The organism is Tropicimonas sp. TH_r6, from assembly GCF_033101155.1.
In the GTDB taxonomy this organism is placed as follows: Bacteria; Pseudomonadota; Alphaproteobacteria; order Rhodobacterales; family Rhodobacteraceae; genus Tropicimonas.
This window is the reverse complement of the sequence record NZ_JAWMPX010000011.1, coordinates 102,295-118,188: the sequence shown is the minus strand read 5'-3', so window position 1 is coordinate 118,188 and position 15,894 is coordinate 102,295. Positions and strand designations below refer to the sequence as shown.

14 protein-coding genes and 1 pseudogene are annotated in these 15,894 nt (G+C 55.3%); 8 read left to right on the top strand and 7 right to left on the bottom strand.

The genetic code is table 11. The features are described 5' to 3' along the window. Window positions 1-85: 85 nt before the first annotated feature. From R3X27_RS12670 to R3X27_RS12660, 3 genes are read right to left on the bottom strand one after another with little or no spacing between them, the layout of a single operon-like run. A complete protein-coding gene (locus tag R3X27_RS12670) occupies window positions 86-1,129 on the bottom strand; it encodes an ABC transporter substrate-binding protein (RefSeq protein WP_317709228.1) in 1,044 nt (347 codons plus the stop codon). Further along, on the bottom strand, window positions 1,099-2,499 hold the full coding sequence (locus tag R3X27_RS12665; RefSeq protein WP_317709227.1) for a sensor histidine kinase: 1,401 nt from the start codon (window positions 2,497-2,499) through the stop codon (window positions 1,099-1,101). The genes R3X27_RS12670 and R3X27_RS12665 overlap by 31 nt, the downstream gene beginning before the upstream one ends. After that, window positions 2,496-3,161: a response regulator transcription factor gene (locus R3X27_RS12660; RefSeq protein WP_317709226.1), complete on the bottom strand. Its 666-nt coding sequence runs from the start codon at window positions 3,159-3,161 to the stop codon at window positions 2,496-2,498. The genes R3X27_RS12665 and R3X27_RS12660 overlap by 4 nt, the downstream gene beginning before the upstream one ends. 283 nt (window positions 3,162-3,444) lie before the next feature. Here R3X27_RS12660 and R3X27_RS12655 point away from each other — a divergent pair, with 283 nt between their 5' ends. Next, a complete protein-coding gene (locus R3X27_RS12655; protein ID WP_317709225.1) occupies window positions 3,445-4,323 on the top strand; it encodes a hypothetical protein in 879 nt (292 codons plus the stop codon). Window positions 4,324-4,390: 67 nt separating this feature from the next. On the opposite strand, the pseudogene R3X27_RS12650 reads toward R3X27_RS12655, so the two are convergent. After that, window positions 4,391-4,510: pseudogene (locus R3X27_RS12650) on the bottom strand (DUF2312 domain-containing protein); the annotation flags it as partial. Window positions 4,511-4,621: 111 nt separating this feature from the next. On the opposite strand from R3X27_RS12650, the gene R3X27_RS12645 reads away from it, so the two are divergent. The 6 genes from R3X27_RS12645 (at window position 4,622) to R3X27_RS12620 (ending at window position 13,233) form a co-directional block, all read left to right on the top strand. After that, on the top strand, window positions 4,622-6,004 hold the full coding sequence (locus tag R3X27_RS12645) for a hypothetical protein (RefSeq protein WP_317709224.1): 1,383 nt from the start codon (window positions 4,622-4,624) through the stop codon (window positions 6,002-6,004). Next, window positions 6,001-9,453: a hypothetical protein gene (locus tag R3X27_RS12640; RefSeq protein ID WP_317709223.1), complete on the top strand. Its 3,453-nt coding sequence runs from the start codon at window positions 6,001-6,003 to the stop codon at window positions 9,451-9,453. Before R3X27_RS12645 ends, R3X27_RS12640 begins: the two co-directional genes overlap by 4 nt. After that, the gene (locus R3X27_RS12635) at window positions 9,441-10,181 is read left to right on the top strand and encodes a hypothetical protein (RefSeq protein WP_317709222.1); all 741 of its coding nucleotides are present in this window, start codon (window positions 9,441-9,443) and stop codon (window positions 10,179-10,181) included. The genes R3X27_RS12640 and R3X27_RS12635 overlap by 13 nt, the downstream gene beginning before the upstream one ends. Beyond that, window positions 10,178-10,627, top strand: coding sequence for a hypothetical protein (locus R3X27_RS12630; RefSeq protein ID WP_317709221.1), 450 nt, complete (start codon window positions 10,178-10,180; stop codon window positions 10,625-10,627). The genes R3X27_RS12635 and R3X27_RS12630 overlap by 4 nt, the downstream gene beginning before the upstream one ends. Then, on the top strand, window positions 10,620-12,815 hold the full coding sequence (locus R3X27_RS12625; protein WP_317709220.1) for an AAA family ATPase: 2,196 nt from the start codon (window positions 10,620-10,622) through the stop codon (window positions 12,813-12,815). The genes R3X27_RS12630 and R3X27_RS12625 overlap by 8 nt, the downstream gene beginning before the upstream one ends. Before the next feature lie 199 nt (window positions 12,816-13,014). Beyond that, entirely contained in the window at window positions 13,015-13,233 is a 219-nt protein-coding gene (locus R3X27_RS12620; RefSeq protein ID WP_317709219.1) for a hypothetical protein, read from the top strand. Between the two features lie 78 nt (window positions 13,234-13,311). Here R3X27_RS12620 and R3X27_RS12615 read toward each other — a convergent pair whose 3' ends face one another. Next, complete coding sequence (locus tag R3X27_RS12615) at window positions 13,312-13,569, bottom strand: helix-turn-helix transcriptional regulator (protein WP_317709218.1); 258 nt, start codon at window positions 13,567-13,569, stop codon at window positions 13,312-13,314. A gap of 83 nt (window positions 13,570-13,652) precedes the next feature. On the opposite strand from R3X27_RS12615, the gene R3X27_RS12610 reads away from it, so the two are divergent. Beyond that, window positions 13,653-14,270 carry a hypothetical protein gene (locus R3X27_RS12610; protein ID WP_317709217.1) on the top strand — a complete coding sequence of 206 codons (618 nt, stop codon included), beginning with the start codon at window positions 13,653-13,655 and terminating at the stop codon, window positions 14,268-14,270. A gap of 178 nt (window positions 14,271-14,448) precedes the next feature. Here R3X27_RS12610 and R3X27_RS12605 read toward each other — a convergent pair whose 3' ends face one another. Together R3X27_RS12605 and R3X27_RS12600 are read right to left on the bottom strand one after the other, a co-directional pair. Beyond that, a complete protein-coding gene (locus R3X27_RS12605; protein WP_317709216.1) occupies window positions 14,449-14,982 on the bottom strand; it encodes a hypothetical protein in 534 nt (177 codons plus the stop codon). Further along, the gene (locus tag R3X27_RS12600) at window positions 14,937-15,872 is read right to left on the bottom strand and encodes an SMODS domain-containing nucleotidyltransferase (RefSeq protein ID WP_317709215.1); all 936 of its coding nucleotides are present in this window, start codon (window positions 15,870-15,872) and stop codon (window positions 14,937-14,939) included. The genes R3X27_RS12605 and R3X27_RS12600 overlap by 46 nt, the downstream gene beginning before the upstream one ends. Window positions 15,873-15,894 lie beyond the last annotated feature (22 nt).

Sequence of the window (15,894 nt, the reverse complement as noted above, 5' to 3'; positions counted from 1 at the left end):
GACGGATTTGAGAGACGGCAGCGAGAAGCCGTTTGGGAGCGGTGGTGAAAGCTCGATTGGCACGGATTCAAGCCGTGTGTGCCGCCTAGCGCGTCAGCGCATCGCGCCAGGCATCGACAAAGCCCTGACGCTTGAGCGCGTCGAGATAGACCAGCAACCCGGGCCCGATGCGGATCGGGCGCAACGAGGACATCTCGGCAACGCTATCGGAATCCACCGTCGGGAATGGGTAATATTGCGGCGCATCTCCGCTCCAGGCCGTTTCCAGCAGGAAGTCGACAAAGGCGGCGCCAAGCTCGGGGGAGTCCGAATGAGTCGGCAGAAGCGCGAGCCGCAGCATGACCGTGGTGAAATCCTCCGGCAGGATGATCTCGATCGGCTCGCCTGCCTGCTGGCGCGGCAGCGCGTAGCTGCCAAGCGCGTTATAGGCGATGGCCAGCCGCCCCTCGGCGACATCCGAAATCATTTCGCCCGAACAGCAATAGAGCTGTGTGCCCAGCCCCCCCATCACCTCCATCAGCCGCCAATAGGTCTCGGAGGTGCGTGCGTCCTGCGTAGCGAAGAGATAGCCGGCACCGCTGGTGCGAATATCATAGGTACCAACCCGGTCGCGAAACCGCTCCGGATGGTCGCGCAGCAATGTGATCAGCGCCTGACGAGTCCGCGGCAGCTCCAGCCCCTCGAAGGCAGCCGGCGAGATGACGAAGGTCGCCGGCTCCTGGGTGAAGGCGAAGACCTGATCGCGCCAGTTGGCCCAGTCCGCCAGCCGCTCGGTCGCCTCGGAGACATGCTTGCGCGCCATGCCGTCATTGGCCAGCTTGGTCTGAAGGTCCATCGCGGAGGAGAGTGCGACGTCAAATGCCCTTTCTTCATCGCGCAGCGCGCGCATCACCTCGGTGCTGCTGGCAACGGTATAGTCGATGGTCGTCTCCGGGAAACGGCGCTGGAACTCCAGCAACATCGGCTCGAAGATCTCGATATCCGTGGTCGACAGGATCCGCAGGACCGGCCCGCCGGGCGCGGCCTCGAAGACCCTGTGGGCTTCGATCTCGAAGGCCGCTGCTCGCCCGGAAACCCCGGCAAGCGCCGCCAAGAGTGTCACGATACGGGCAAGATGAGCGAAACGCATGCGCCGTCTCCTTCCGGGTTGCGTCCGATTTCCAGCCGTCCGCCATGGGCACGGGCGACCTCCTCGGCAATGGTCAGCCCCAGCCCGGAGCCAACGGTTCCTTCCGAATTGCTGCCGCGTGCGAAACGCTTGGTCAGCCGTTTGCCGGTGCCCGTCGGAAAGCCCGGCCCCTGGTCGATGACCTGGATGCGCCAGAAATCCCGTGGCTCGGCCGTGCTCTCCCCCGGACACGGACCGCAGATAACCGATATATCGCTCTCATGCGGGGAATACTTGATCGCATTGTCCAGCAGGTTGCCGAAGGCGCTCTGGAGCAGGATCGCGTCGCCCACAAGCTCGACATCGCGCGGCGCCTCGACCGAGATGGCGATATCCTTCAGACCCGCCACCGGCTGCAAGCGCCGCACGGTCTCCTCGATCAGCTCATGCGGGTGTAGCGGCTGGTGTTCGAGCTGGTCGGTGCGGAAGGTGACCATGGCGTGGTCGAGCAACTGGCTGGCGGCGCGGGAGCTTTCATCCAGCGCCCGGATCATGTCGCCCAGCGAGGCGCGGTTTTCCGGCTTGTCCATCCGCGCCATCGCAACCTCGGCCTGGGCGCGCACGGTGGCCAGCGGCGTGCGCACCCGATGCGCCGCCTCGGCCATGAAGTCCTCCGACTGTGCCAATGTCGTACTCAAACGGGCGATGAAGCGGTTGAGCGAGGCGACCAGCGGTTCCATCTCGACCGGCACTTCCGCCTCCACCGGGCGCAGATCCTGCGGGCCGCGCCGCGAGACCGATGCCGCAAGCCGTTCCAGCGGGTCCACCGTCGCCTGTGCACCGGTCACGACGAGCACCGCCGCGATGGCAAAGAAGCCGGCACCGAGGAACGCGGCATTGCGCCAGATCACCTGCAGGATGTTCTGCAAGCCGCCCCGGGTCTGCGCCACCGAGACCGTGACCCAGACCGGGTGCCCATCGCGCGCCAGTTTGCGGGAGGCCGACACGATGCGGATCTCGTCGCCGAGATAGTCCGCAGTTTCGAAGCGGCGACCATGATCATCCGGCGGTCCGTCCGGCACCGGCAGATCGGGATAGCCGGTCAGATGAGTATCATCGACGCTGACCCGGTAAAACACCCGGTCATCGGAGACATTGCCCAGCATGGCGAGCGCCGCATAGGGAATGTCGATCCCCACCCGCCCCTTCTGAACAGAGGCCGATTCCAGGATCGAGGTGACGGAGGCCTCGAGGATATTGTCCTGGCTGACCTGGGCCACGGAACGGGCGAAATTGATCACGATGATGAAGAGCAACCCGGCCAGAAGCGCCGAGGCCAGCAGCAGCCGCAGCGTCAGGCGGCGGCGGATCGAGGGCGGACGCCGGCTCATTCCACCGAGAGCCTGTAGCCCAGCCCACGCACGGTCACGATGGAGACGGGCGAGCCGTCGAGATGCTTGCGCAGCCGGCCGACATAGACCTCGATGGCGTTCTCGGACACCTCCTCGTCATAGGAAAACAGCCGGTCGACCAGTCGTGTCTTGCTCATGATCTGTCCGGGCGCGCCGAGAAACAGCTCCAACAGGCGCAGCTCGCGGGCACGCAACGTCGTCGTCCGGTCGCCAACCCGCAGCGTCGCGGCCTGCGGGTCGAAGGTCAGGTTGCCGATCTGCTTGCGATTGGTCGGCGAGCCACCGCGCCGCCGCAGCACTGCCCGGCAGCGCGCCTCCAGCTCTGAGAAATCGAAGGGCTTGGTCAGGTAGTCATCGGCGCCAAGATCCAGCAGCGTGACGCGGTCGGAGACTTCCGAGCGCGCGGTCAGCACGATCACCGGCGTCTCGTCGCGGGCGTCGCGGCGTTCGTCGAGGAAGCTGCGCCCGTCGCCATCGGGCAGCATGATATCGAGCAGCACGAGGTCATATTCGGTCGTCGCGGTGAAATCGCGCGCCGATTGCAGGTCCGCGGCATGATCGACGACATGACCGTCCAGCACCAGCCGTTCGACCACTGCCGAGGCCAGCCCCAGATTGTCCTCGATCAACAGAAACCGCACACATTTCCCCCTCGCCTGAACCGCCCCACTCTGCCGGATCGCGCGGGGCAAGCGCAAGCAGCCGAGGCGTCGCATTGCAGCGGGATCGGCGGGAGGTCCGAACCAGTCAGACAGAGGCAGAGGCAGCGTCGCTGTGATCATGACCTCGCGGGACCGCGACCGAGAGTCCACAACCAACCCGGCCTTTCCTGTCCCGGCGTCATCCCGTTTGCCACCTCCTGCGGGCGTCTGTAGGGTGCCGGCAACACGAGGTCAGCTCGGATACCAAAGGCAGGCGGCGCTCATGAAGGTCGTATATCATATCGGGCTCCACTCGACGGACGAGGATCGCGCCCTGCGATGTCTGCTGCGAAATGACGAGATGCTGCAACACCGCGGAATTGTCGCTGCCCAGCCGGGCCGTTTTCGCCCCGTCCTCCGCGAAGCGATGATCCAGCTCAAGGGGCAACCGGCCAACGAGGAGATGCAGGATCATATCCTCGAGGAGATCATCGACCTCGACACGCCCGAACGGGTGATCTTCTCGAACGATTCCTTCCTCTGCGTGCCGCGCCGGGCGATCATGGGCGACACGCTTTACCCGCTGGTCGGCGAGCGCGTGCCCTGGATCCGAAATCTCTTCCCCAGCCATGTGGCCGAGTTCGCCTTCGCCCTGCGCAATCCCGCCACGATGATCCCCGCCATGCATGCGCGGTTCGCCGACCAGGAGAGCTTCGGGGAGTATATCGGCCGGATAAACCCCGAGGCGCTGTCCTGGGTCGATATGGTCACGCGCCTGCGGATCGCTGCGCCTGACAGCCCGGTCACGATCTGGTGCAACGAGGACTCGCCGCTGATCTGGCCGGAGATCCTCGAAACGCTTTCCGGCGTCGAGGATGCCATGGAACTGGACGGCATCGACGATTTCGTCTCGGAACTGATGAGCGATGAAGGCGTTCTGCGGATGAATGACTATCTCGAAGCCCATCCGCCAGCCAGCGCCGAACACCGCCGGCGCGTCGTTTCGGCTTTTCTCGACAAATATGTGTGCGAAGAAGCCGTGGAGATGGAACTGGACCTGCCGGGATGGACCGGCGCGCGCATCTCCGCGCTGACGGAGAAATACGAAGCGGAGGTCGAGCAGGTCGCCGCGATGGACGGTGTGACCCTGCTCGCGCCCTGATGCCGCTCAAGGATGGCCGACCTGCCTCCGGGGAAGCTCCGGCCTCCCCGTGGCAGCGCCCGCCCGATCACGACATCCCGAGCGCTTCCTTGTACATGTCCAGAACCGCTTCCTCTTCGGCGATATCGTCGGGCTCGCGCTTGCGCAGGGCGATGACCTTGCGCATGACCTTCGTGTCGTAGCCTTTTACCACCACTTTCATTTTGTTCCCCGAGTGCTTGACCAGTCACAAGAACGCGCATAAGTTCGATTCACCACCATAGACATAGTGTGCCTCGTGACGAACACAACATTCCCCTTGGCAGTCGAAGTGATGCTCCCAATCCATGGGGACGGTCACGACTTCCTACCGGTGATCTTCACGCAGCAAGAAAAAGACGCGACCTTGGACCTAAAGGCACTTATCTGGGCAAGGGAGTTAACCCTCGCTTATGGGCTTCCCTCAATCCAACAGCGCATCAAGACCATAACACGCTTCATGAACTTTTACGGCCTGTTTGCGGCGGGAGAACGCTTCGGAATAGAAGAGCAAACCCAAGCAATCTACGCATACCTGGATTGGCGTATCAATGGCACCAAGTCACTCCCATCACACGACAAACTTCACTTATTGGATTGGCCGCCCGTGCAGAAGGCAACGGTCAGGAACGAATTTAGACATATAGTTGAATATTTCACTTTTCTTGAAGAGGAATACAATGGCGGGCGAATGCTAAACGAGCGCAGCCTGTCCATTCCATCAAAGACAATAAAATCACTCACCCTTTCCAAAAGTACTGACTTTTTTAGCCACCTCGCAAAGTCGAGGAGATACTGGAAAGATCATCGTCCGGGGTCGTCACACGTACCGAGATGGGTACGTCCGGACTCACAGAAACCGCAGTTTCGACCATTCGCTCCGCTGGAGGAGGTCAGAGAAATTGTTTTCGCGGAGCGAAACCCAGTGTTTCGCGCAATATGGCTCGCCGCAGCATTCGGATCACACAGGATCAGCGAGCTTCTTCATGTGTGGCAGATAGACATCCTTCCAGGAAGCTATCGGAGTGAATTTTTTGGCCCAGGTCTAAAGGATGAAACAACCCTTCTACTTATGGCGCACCCCTCTGACAGTACTTACTTGGACCAATCAAACTCAACACAAAAGATCACCCGACAAACGTACCTCGATGAAAAATACAACATGACGCCTCGAAATCTGTTGCCAGAACGCCACCCAATGCGGTCAGGTTGGAAGTCAAAATTACTTCATGGCTACCAACTGACGGGAAATACCTTCTGGCTCGACCGATCGGCAGAAAGATGCTTTAGAGAGTGTGTAGAAGAAATACAGCAATTCCACCTGTCAAATCGAACCAGCCGAAGGCATCCATATTTTTTTGTTAACATGCTATCGAAAGACAACACCTTCGGGGAACCCCTAAGAATGGCAAGGATACAAAAGGCATGGGTCGCCGCTTGCCATCGCGTAGGTATAGCACCTCACGTAAGAGGCAGGAACATTCACGGCCTAAGGCATTTAGCGAAATGGATTGCGGAAACAATAATGAACCTTGGACCATCTGACATTCAAATAATACGAGGCGATAGAAGCGTCAAATCCCAAAACGACTACGCTCGATGCGCGCAGTCCGTGCACGACCACCTCGCGGAAAACCTACTCACCGACGGCAACCGATCATGACAGACGATCGATCCCTTCTCTCTACAACTGAAACAGGTCGGTTCTTTGCGAACACCACTGATCAAGTGTTCTTGCTTCAGAATATAACAACGGAGCAATTACTCGGCGAACTTGATGATCTCGAAGATGAGTACCGACGAGCCATTGCGGAAACACTGTCTCTGACACCAAGAGCCGCTTTCGAGCACCCACTGGTTCACTCAGCCATCGAACCAGACCATGACAAGTGGGAGTCCGAACATGGCAATCTGCCCCTTTTTTTCAAGGGAACGCTGGACAAGAATTCCAATGCCTACAAGTTCTTGTTCCTACGTCGCTCTCTGGTTCTAAGAAGTTGGCTCCAAGAAAATGGGCACTGGCCCCGGACTACCGACAAGGCTGGAGGCGTCATCTTTGCAAGGCGACTCAAACACCCTGCCCTGCACGAGATATTGTTTGATTTCAGTCCCCAAAACTTTTCCGACATGATGGCAGGAGTATTAGTGAACAAGGAGAGCCGAGTCGACTTAGACGACAACTGGGCAATGCCAATCCGAGCAGACTTTCCCAAAATTAGAACTTACCTGCAACAGAATCAACACCTTGATGCTCACGAGAAGCTTCAGAGGCTGCTTGAAGATCACCTGTCCGTAAAGTCCAGGAGGGCAGATGGATTTGGTGGCGACCGTCGAGCAGCACTGCTGTTCCTGATGTGGCTCTCCAAGAGAAATCTCATCCTACTGCCAATCCACATGATACAGAGAGACAAATCGGCAGTTGCAAGACTCCTTTCATCTGCATTTCGCAACACCACCCTCAAATTTCTGCTGCCCAAAGAAAGGTACGAGGAGCTGATTTCGTGCGAGAAATACGACTACTCAAGAAGCCAAACAGCCAAAACCGGACGGAAGGATCGTCGAATACAAGAAGTCGATCTTTTCACTCTGTACTTTGGGACAAACTATTGCACGTCGACGACGTTTGAGCCAACCTGCATAGACTTGGCCAGAGCCGTGTCGGCCTCGCAGGGCAAAAATGGGCTTAGAGTCTTTTTTTACGGAAGCCTTGATCACTTCGACATTCAAGGAGAAGAGCGTCGAAATTGGGAAGGCGTTTTTTCCGCAAGGAGCTCCGCAGCAACAATCTCAAAAGATCCATTCGCTCTTTTTCGGTCTCCGACCGTTACAGTTAGCCAAGCCCTCAAGGTTCAAGTTTCGAACTTTGAACGGCGATCTGGAAAGCCGTATCCTCAAGACGGGTTCGATGATGGAATTTTGGCGTGGGTCGAACTTCTCGAAAATACCATTAAATCCGTCACCTCCCGTAAACTAACCAACGAATATTACACAAGCTCTATTTGCTGGATTACGTACCTATTTACATTACCACCTGAACAACGGCCTTCAGACTTCCAAGATATCAGCCGCCAACTTCACATCCGTGATCTAAGAAGTGCGGACACTCCTACTTTTGCAAACTTTCTTAAACGACATGGATATAGGCGAAGAGGTTTTCTGCGACCGCTATATCAGCTCTTTGTGCAATGGTCGAGTGAGCATTCACCGGACATCGACAGCCCAATAAAGCCGAAGATCGATTGGGAGAATGACACAAAGGAGTACCGGACAAGACGCAAATCGATTCCCGCCCTGATTGTTGAGACTTTGATTGAGGAGAACGCCTTTGCCGCCACTGACGGAACGCCATACAAACTGTTTCAGCAACTCAAGGATGAGAGTCGATCTACCACAATTAAGAAAGTCGACGGAAGACCGGTCGACAGCGTTGTGCCGGTCCAACCGGCGGTAATTGATTGCATCCTAACATTCGGAATGCGTAGTTCATCGGCTCGCTGGCTGGACAGCGGCCAGGGTGACGAATTTCTGATTGATGTGGCATCAAAGCGTAGGATCACAAACCCATCAAACCAGGCCACCGCAGATATTCGCCAAGGGGCTATTCAGCTACTTCAGATTGGTGTCGATCACGAAGTTCTTTCGATGCGGATCCTTAAAAGCAAAACAGTCAACCAACAGGAAATTCCATACCTACCAGAACCTTTTGCCCTCCGACTTCAAGCAGTTAAAGATCTACAAGAGAGGCACAACCCAATAGAGCACCCGGTGCCAGCAATTGAGACCAAAGCCATTACAAATGATGAGAACGCCTTCCCTATAGTTTATCCTCTGTTACGCGATCCAACATCCTCAAAGGTTACTGCAGTCAGTGCGGACAAGGTAAATAGATATTGGATTTATCTACTGCGTCACTGCGAACCGATTGTGCACGCCAAGCGTCAGGACCACCTCGGAGTAGACGTTCCTAAGTATCATTTTTTTGACAAACTTGGAAATCCGATTTGGGACGTGCACTCGATACGTGTGGCAGTTATTACTGCGCTGCTTGAGTTGGGCGTGCCCCCAACTATTGTGCAACTACTTGCAGGCCATGGAAGTCCTATCATGACGCTGCATTACGAGGCCGTGGATTTTCGGAAAACCCACGAAGCAATTGCAAAGGGATTCGAAGAGCGCCGACTGGAGGCTGTTCGGGCAATGTCCCTGGCTAAGGACGAAAATGAGCTGGACGATGCAATTTCCAGGATTATGGGCGGCCTTGTGTCTGTCGGAGAGAGCGAAGCACTGGACCTGGCAACCCAAACACTTAGAACGAGTCCCAATCTGGCGAACTCAGCAGGTTCCTTTTCAGTGTTCTCTCATGGTGTTTGCCCCGGCGGAACTTGCGGTGATGGAGGAGTGAGGAAGGGATCCACACACTATGGCGTTCACCGGGACAAAGCCTGCTCACGCTGCCGATTTCGCATCACCGGACCAGCGTTTCTCAACGGTCTAATATTGAACGCGAACATCCTAATGTCGGAAATCGGCGCTTCCACCAAAAAGGAACAGGAATTGAATTCCGAGATTCGTTCCACCCGAGGTTCAGGAAGGGCGGTTGCGGTTCTTGAAGCAAGATTAAACCAAGAGCGGGACTTCCGAGATGAGTTGTGGTCAGATTGGGCCGCAGAGTATCAGACAATCCAAAAGTGCTTAGAACTGTTGAAGTTTGATGAGAACTCAGAAAACCTACCTGCCCTGCCGAGCAAGGTCTCCACTCAAATTAAAGAGGAACACCACTTCAGCCTTCTTCAACATATTATGACTGAGTCGAAGACGATCGCCGGCTCGTCGATGGATGTTCCGAGTGGCCTCAGGGAGAGTCGAAACGAAGTTCTTTGGGATATCGCCGCGAACAACGGGGATGTTGCCAAGTATCTTCTTGGATTGCCTAAGGCTCAACGAGACAGTGCCATGAACGAGTTTGGCGATCTCGTAGCTCGCTTGGAGCGTGAAAGTTCAGACGATGAAGGAATCATTCCCGGTCTGCTTGACGGCACTAAAACCCTTCCGAGTGGTCCTTGGGACCAAAATCCGGCTCGAGCATTGGAGGAAAGCAAGTGGACCAGGTAGTGACATCTAAGTTGGTTCTTGATCGACTTATGGTAGACGCTCAGCAGTTTGCAAAACCTGAGGTCCGCGTCGCTACGATTGATAGACTGGTTGCGGCCTGCGACGCCGTAGAGAACGGCGAAGCGGCAAAGGCGGTCCACAATCCAAGTAGTATGTTGCGCAGAAGAGCGATCAACGCAACCAACGTCGACAAATATATCCGAGCAATGAATTGGAGGGGACCAACCAGAACCACCATTGCAAAGGACATCGATGGCCTCCAAGCCTACGTCAAAGCCCGGGAGGAAGAACGGTCCAAACCTAAGACCAAGGGAAAGCCTCTGATCAACTCTCAAATTGAAGCACGTTTGGCAGAAATTGAATCTCTCGAGCTTCGTCAATTTTTTCGATCTGAAATCGAGAAACGACGCATTGCTGATCAAAAGTTGAAGCTGCTGGTGAGTGGCTTGCTCAAAATCCCTGGGATAGACGTACAAGTATTGCTGGAGCCAGGTAGAGATGACAGGCATAAAATTCTACCGACACCGTCCAACGAATTCGTTAGTGAAATGAATCGGTCCAAGGTGTTGAACTTCCTGAAGCGACTAAGCGATGAAGACGAATTGCGACACCTTGGGCTTCGAAAGGAAGGAGAGGATATCCTCTCACTCACCGGAGCCGACATTATACTTGGAGACGAGTTGCAAGCTCTACATGAAATCAGCCGAAGCGTGGGAGAGCAAAGGTGAGCCGACCTTTAGGCGAAAAGAATGCCGCGAGCTTTCGAGCGTGGGTTGCGGAACGTGAAGCCGAAGGCGATATGTATGAATACGTACATAACGGAGTTTTATTTCGACGGGCGATAATGGAGGAACTCGGGTTCTCAAGAAGCGTCTTTACTCAGAACCCTGATGTAAAACTACTTTTGGAGGAATGTGACCGGAAATGGGGCAACCCGAAAACTGAAAGGGGCAGTCAGTCAAATGAAGCGCGCGAGGAAGGTGCGGCGCGAGAACGTGCAGTCAGAAAGGCCCATCGGGCAGAATCTGCCAACTACGAACTTCTTGAGAGATTGGCGGTGTTAGAGGAACAGAACCGACAACTTCGTATCGAGTTAGCCAATCTAAAAGAGTTCGCGGCAGCCAAGGAGGCTTTTGACGAGACTGGCGCGGTTCTTCGGGTTCTTGATGACTGAAACGAAGCTGATCCAGATAAAGAAACGGCGCTCCAACGGCCAATTCAGCGCGAGATCCCTCTCGGAAGATGGCAGAGTCATTGATGCAGCCAAGAGTCTTGTAGTCTCTGTCCCCAAATCTCTGAGAGAACTTGCCCGCCCTGGTACCATTTGGCGTGTGGTTGGCACAGAAGGCGAGCGCCACTTCAAGGCAGGTAGCTTCGTCATCCACGAAACACATTTCGTGGCCAAGACCGCGGAGTTCATTAAGCCTTCCCCACGATTGTTTGAAGTTTGGTTGAGGCACAATATCGATCGAATTGGCGAAGTTAGAGCAGGGAGACTTGCCCGTCACCCAAAACTGATCCAGATTATTGAGGCAAGAGACGACAACGCCCTGCGAGACTTGGGTCTTCCCGATTTCGCCATCGAACAAATCTATGAGAAATTCCCGAAGGATGAACATCTTGCTGCCATCCACTGGCTCTCTGAACGTGATTTAGATGTTGGGATTTCCCACACCATTGTAAAGACATGGCAGGGAAGGACAGTTGAATTTCTGGAGGCGGACCCTTTCGTATTGCGTCAATTTGGTGTGTCATTCAGAAAATGCGCCGCGATTGCCACGGCTATAGGCATCTCGGAGGAGGATCCCGTGTACCGGGCGGCTCAGGTGGCCGACATCATAGGTACTTTCTGTAGTAGAACGGGCTCCACAGCCATGCCCAAGGCGGAATTCGTCTTGGAGGTTGAAAAGCGAGAAGTCGATCCCGACCAGGCACTTCGAGCTGCTGGCGCCCGAAAAGTCGTGGTCGAGACATCTGTTGGTTACCAGCTTGAGGGACCCTTTCTACTTGAGCACTTCGTGGCATCCAAAATTCTTGAAGCCCTGAATCGACCCGATGGATCGGGGTCAGCCTTTGCAGAATGGGAACACACGGTTTCCGATGAGAAGATTTCTCGAGGGTTAGAGCTGTTCGAAAGTTCGATTCCGTTTTCCCTGACACCGGAACAGAGAAAAGCTGTGATCGGGGCGACGACGAACAAGGTGTGTGCATTATCTGGCGGTGCGGGCGTCGGAAAGACCACGATCCTAACAGGTGTTCTGGCGCTCCTTGACCATCTAAGCAGGGACACCAAAATCGTCCTGCTTGCTTTCAGCGGCAGGGCTGCGTCACGCATGGCGGAAGCGACGGGCAGAGAGGCCCACACAATCTTCAAATTTGTTCAAGAATTGAAGAGGACGCCTTTGGCTCGCCGACCGGATCACGTCGTCGCGGTGATCGACGAGGCCAGTATGGTAGACCTCAAGTCAATGTATGATTTGCTTCGTCTGTTGCCGCCCGCGACAAGATGGATCGTCGTTGGCGACGACCAACAGCTACCGCCAATTAGCCCCGGCTTGGTCTTTCACGCCATAATGAAGAGTGTCCGCATCCCCCACTATCGGCTTACGGCTGTTAAAAGACAGAGCGAGCAAAGTGGTATTCATAAGTTTGGAAGTGCTATTCGTCGGGGCAAGAGTGTATCGATACCAACTTTTGATCAAGAACCTAATGGCGATTGCATCCTGTATCCCATTTCCAATGCTCGTGATATAGCCGACCTATATTTTGACATGGGTGGGCAAGAGCAGTGCATGGTATTATCTCCAACCGATCGAGGAGTAGGTGGCGTTCGAGAGATTAACTGGGCAATCCAATCTCTCATTGGCGTCGACCGCCCCAGGCTCGGCAGCACTGAGAATGGAGATGACTGGCAAGGGTGGATAACCGAAAAAGGCAGCCGGATCTACGAAGGTGACTGTGTAATAGTTACAAAAAACGACTATGCATTCGGCATCAGGAATGGGTTTCTGGGGCGTGTCACAAAAGCGACGACGTCACCGTGTGACGAGATCTTTGGAGTAGCCGAGATTAACGGCGAGGAGGTTTCACTTGGTAGGCCAGTACTGGAGAAACTGGAACTTGGATTTGCCGCCACAATCCACAAAGCGCAGGGTTCCCAATGGCCCAACGTGATTCTCGTTTTGCCGGAGACGGGTGCCTGCAGGCAAATGCTGGATCGAACCTTGGTCTACACCGGGTCTACTCGTGCCCAGCAAAACCTTGTGGTCTGCTGCAAGGATCTGTCCACTGTCCAGCGTGCTGTAGACCGCGGTTCGCGTTCATTGCAAAGGACCGTCAACCTACCCAGTCACTTAATGTGAGGCGCGGATGGCGAGGGCATAGGGTGCATATTGTGAAAAAACAATCATTAGGGAGTTTGGATATGGATTTTCGGGTGGTAGCGATTCAAATCACATTCTCGAATAACACGACAATCTCGCGCTGGCGGGTCCGTGATCCTCCAGGTTCGATCAACCATACCGGAAAAACGCGAATTACACAAATGAGGATGAACCAGTCATGACAGATATCGAAAACTCGATTGCGCAGGCTGCACACTATGCGCGCATGGCAAAGACCGACAATTCAATCGGTCATCCGAAATTAGCTTGGGCGTTGATCAATACTCTGAGCCTATGCACAGAAGAAATTAAAGATGAAGGCCTGTGCGATGCAGTTGAACTGGTCGAACTCCACCTCAACCGGATATATCCGCAGGGGCTCTGGGCGGTGGTTTGACCGGGCGGTATCCACGTGGGCTTGCCGCTCGACCAGTCCCGATGCGGCAGTATGGGGCTGCCCCATGTTCCGCCGACTTCAAATCGTATCATCTGCGCAAACTGCTCGTTGCACGACGTTAAGAAGCTCCACTGGGTCAGCTTTCATAGCCCGGGCCAACAGGACCAGCTCGACAACATCCAGGCGCCGATTTCCGAGTTCGATTTTCGCTATGAATGACTGCTGATACCCAAGGGATTCAGCGAACTCGGCCTGCGACATTCCCCTGGTTGTTCTGATTCTTACGATGGCGGCTCCCAAGGCAAGGAGGCCGGGGCTTCTGATTGTTTTTGGCATGCGACCTTCCGCTGTGGCTTGACAGCGGCGTACCTCACGCGCGATTTAAGCCTAAATTGGGCTTAACTGATCGAGGAAGGTTGATGTTGACGGAAAGACCAAACGACATGCTCATCGAAGCCGATAGGCGCGCTCACCGAGCGCGCTTAGACGTGTTCGAAGAGTACATTGACGATCCGGTAGGTCGTCGTGTTCTCAGCAGATTAGGAAACGATATCGTGTTCCGCTCACTGCTCGAACTTGAACTGAACGGATGCACATCCTTTCGGGGAACACAGGTCCTGAACGCCGGCGGGCTCGTGACGCTGTCGGCCTTCAAGGTACGCGCGGGTCGTTTTCGGGGGCGTGAGTGTCTCGGACAACAAGTCTCCGAGGTCGGTCGGGACTTCCTTTTTTATGAGCAGGAAGGCTTGGAAGACAGTCATTGGCTTGGATACCTCCGCGGCTCGGTGCTGGCCTACGCATGTATCGACGACGGTCATGGCGTTTGCGCGACCCGGGAATTTCTCGAGACGTCAGTAGAGATCGATGACCTTGAAATTCTAAAACGATGTGTCCACCCCTACGGCGGTGCGTACCTCTTTCCTGAAGCATGGGGCCTTTCAGGAAAAGTTAGCGATAAATCAAGAGCGTCGGCATCCAAGTGGTGGTCAGCTACCACCGGTCCCGAACGTTCCAGCGCAATCGTAGCTCTCGATTGATTTTGGGCTTGGAACCTCCGGATCCGGCCGCATCCCGAAGCCGTGTAGACCCCAAGTATCGGAACGGCATCGGGATGCTCGGCAGCTTTGCTGCCGAGAAAAGCTCTTACAGATACGCGTACCGTTTCAAGCGTCTTCACCATCTGCTGACAATCTTCCGAGCTTGCCAAACAAATGGTCAGGGATCCGGATCATAGTCGCCCGACCTAACCTTTCTTTGGGCGGCTCGGAAACACCATTCTGGGGGCGTCAGCGATGGTATTTGCGCGGTTTCGAGATCAGTAAGTGCCGTGCGCGCTTCTACCTCAAAATCTGCAAACGGTTTGTGTGACCAGACTTCAGCAGCGCGGCGAAGGCGTCCTTCCACCCTCTTGAATGCCGCCGCCGATTCTTCGTACGCTTTTATCGTCTCATCGAGCTTCAACGCCTTGATCACCCCTGGCAGAATGACGCCGAGCAGAGCCAGTCCCGCCACAATGACCTCGACGCCAGACTGTTTGGAGATCGCTGCGCTTGCCGCGGCCGTACTGGAAATCACCGCGGCTATCCAGATGCTGCCACGGATCCGTTTTAGCCAACGCAGCCAAATAAAGAAGGTTGTCGATGTGTAGACGGCGTTGCGGGATTGCTGCGCGCACTCGGAGCAAAGCGCGCCATGGGCCTCGCTTAGATCACCATGTCCGGGATAGTCTTGCCGAATATCTTCTGCCATTCATCACCTGCCGAGACGTTCATGTTTTGGCGTTCATAGTCGCAGGCATTGGATGCCCGTTCATAGGCGGACAGGGCCTTGCTCTGCCATCGATCGCTCATCGCAATCCATTCATATGTCGATCCTGCCATGAAAAAGCCACCGCCTGCGCGTCCATACATGTGAGCGAAAACATCTCGAACCAGCCAGTCAAACCAAAACTCGTCCCTCCAACCGTAGTCCAACTTGGCAAGTGCTTCACTCACCAGTTGCTCGATGTGGAAAGATTTAATTGGGACATTGCAGTAGTGTTTCCACTGCTTGAGAATGCGTGTCAGTTTTCGGACATTGCCGTTAAAGGACGCATCGACCCGATCAAGTTCGGAAATCTCGGCATCTGGCTCGACCCGTTTCCACCTCCCACCTCCATTGGTGTCGCAGGTTAGGTATCCGCCGCCCTGAGAAGGAAACGCGGGTATCACTTCGATGTCGATTGAGTTGAAGCCGACCACTACCACTTGACCGTCGCCGCGTATTCGCGTCTGCGGATAGGTGACATTCAAGGCATCGCGGACATGCTGAAGAAGCTGGGACTGCTTATTGCCGACTCGAGTGTTGAACTGATGGAAGACATCGAGCGACGGCAGAAAGAAGACATCTATGTCGCTGGGCGGTCGAATAGCAGTGTTTTTTCTCCAAGACCCGACAAGGAAGGAGTGGTCGAGCGTGCTTTCCTCGAAAAAGTGGCGGTTTAGCGATTTCACGACCCCATGCAGCTTGGTCACTCCGTCGTCGATTTCATCCTGCTGGAGGGCCAGGTCTTTTTGGAGCGCAGCAAAACGCCGCTCGACGTAGAGCCATCGAAGAGCGGGTTGGGTGTTCGCCACAGGGGTGGATTGCAGAACGCTCATGGCCGCATGGTAGCTTTCGCAT

Coding starts and splice junctions, on each gene's coding strand:
- R3X27_RS12670 (WP_317709228.1), bottom strand. CDS start 1,129: ATGCGTTTCGCTCATCTTGCCCGTATCGTGACACTCTTGGCGGCGCTT.
- R3X27_RS12640 (WP_317709223.1), top strand. CDS start 6,001: ATGACAGACGATCGATCCCTTCTCTCTACAACTGAAACAGGTCGGTTC.
- R3X27_RS12600 (WP_317709215.1), bottom strand. CDS start 15,872: ATGAGCGTTCTGCAATCCACCCCTGTGGCGAACACCCAACCCGCTCTT.
- R3X27_RS12605 (WP_317709216.1), bottom strand. CDS start 14,982: ATGGCAGAAGATATTCGGCAAGACTATCCCGGACATGGTGATCTAAGC.
- R3X27_RS12620 (WP_317709219.1), top strand. CDS start 13,015: ATGACAGATATCGAAAACTCGATTGCGCAGGCTGCACACTATGCGCGC.
- R3X27_RS12665 (WP_317709227.1), bottom strand. CDS start 2,499: ATGAGCCGGCGTCCGCCCTCGATCCGCCGCCGCCTGACGCTGCGGCTG.
- R3X27_RS12625 (WP_317709220.1), top strand. CDS start 10,620: ATGACTGAAACGAAGCTGATCCAGATAAAGAAACGGCGCTCCAACGGC.
- R3X27_RS12610 (WP_317709217.1), top strand. CDS start 13,653: ATGTTGACGGAAAGACCAAACGACATGCTCATCGAAGCCGATAGGCGC.
- R3X27_RS12655 (WP_317709225.1), top strand. CDS start 3,445: ATGAAGGTCGTATATCATATCGGGCTCCACTCGACGGACGAGGATCGC.
- R3X27_RS12615 (WP_317709218.1), bottom strand. CDS start 13,569: ATGCCAAAAACAATCAGAAGCCCCGGCCTCCTTGCCTTGGGAGCCGCC.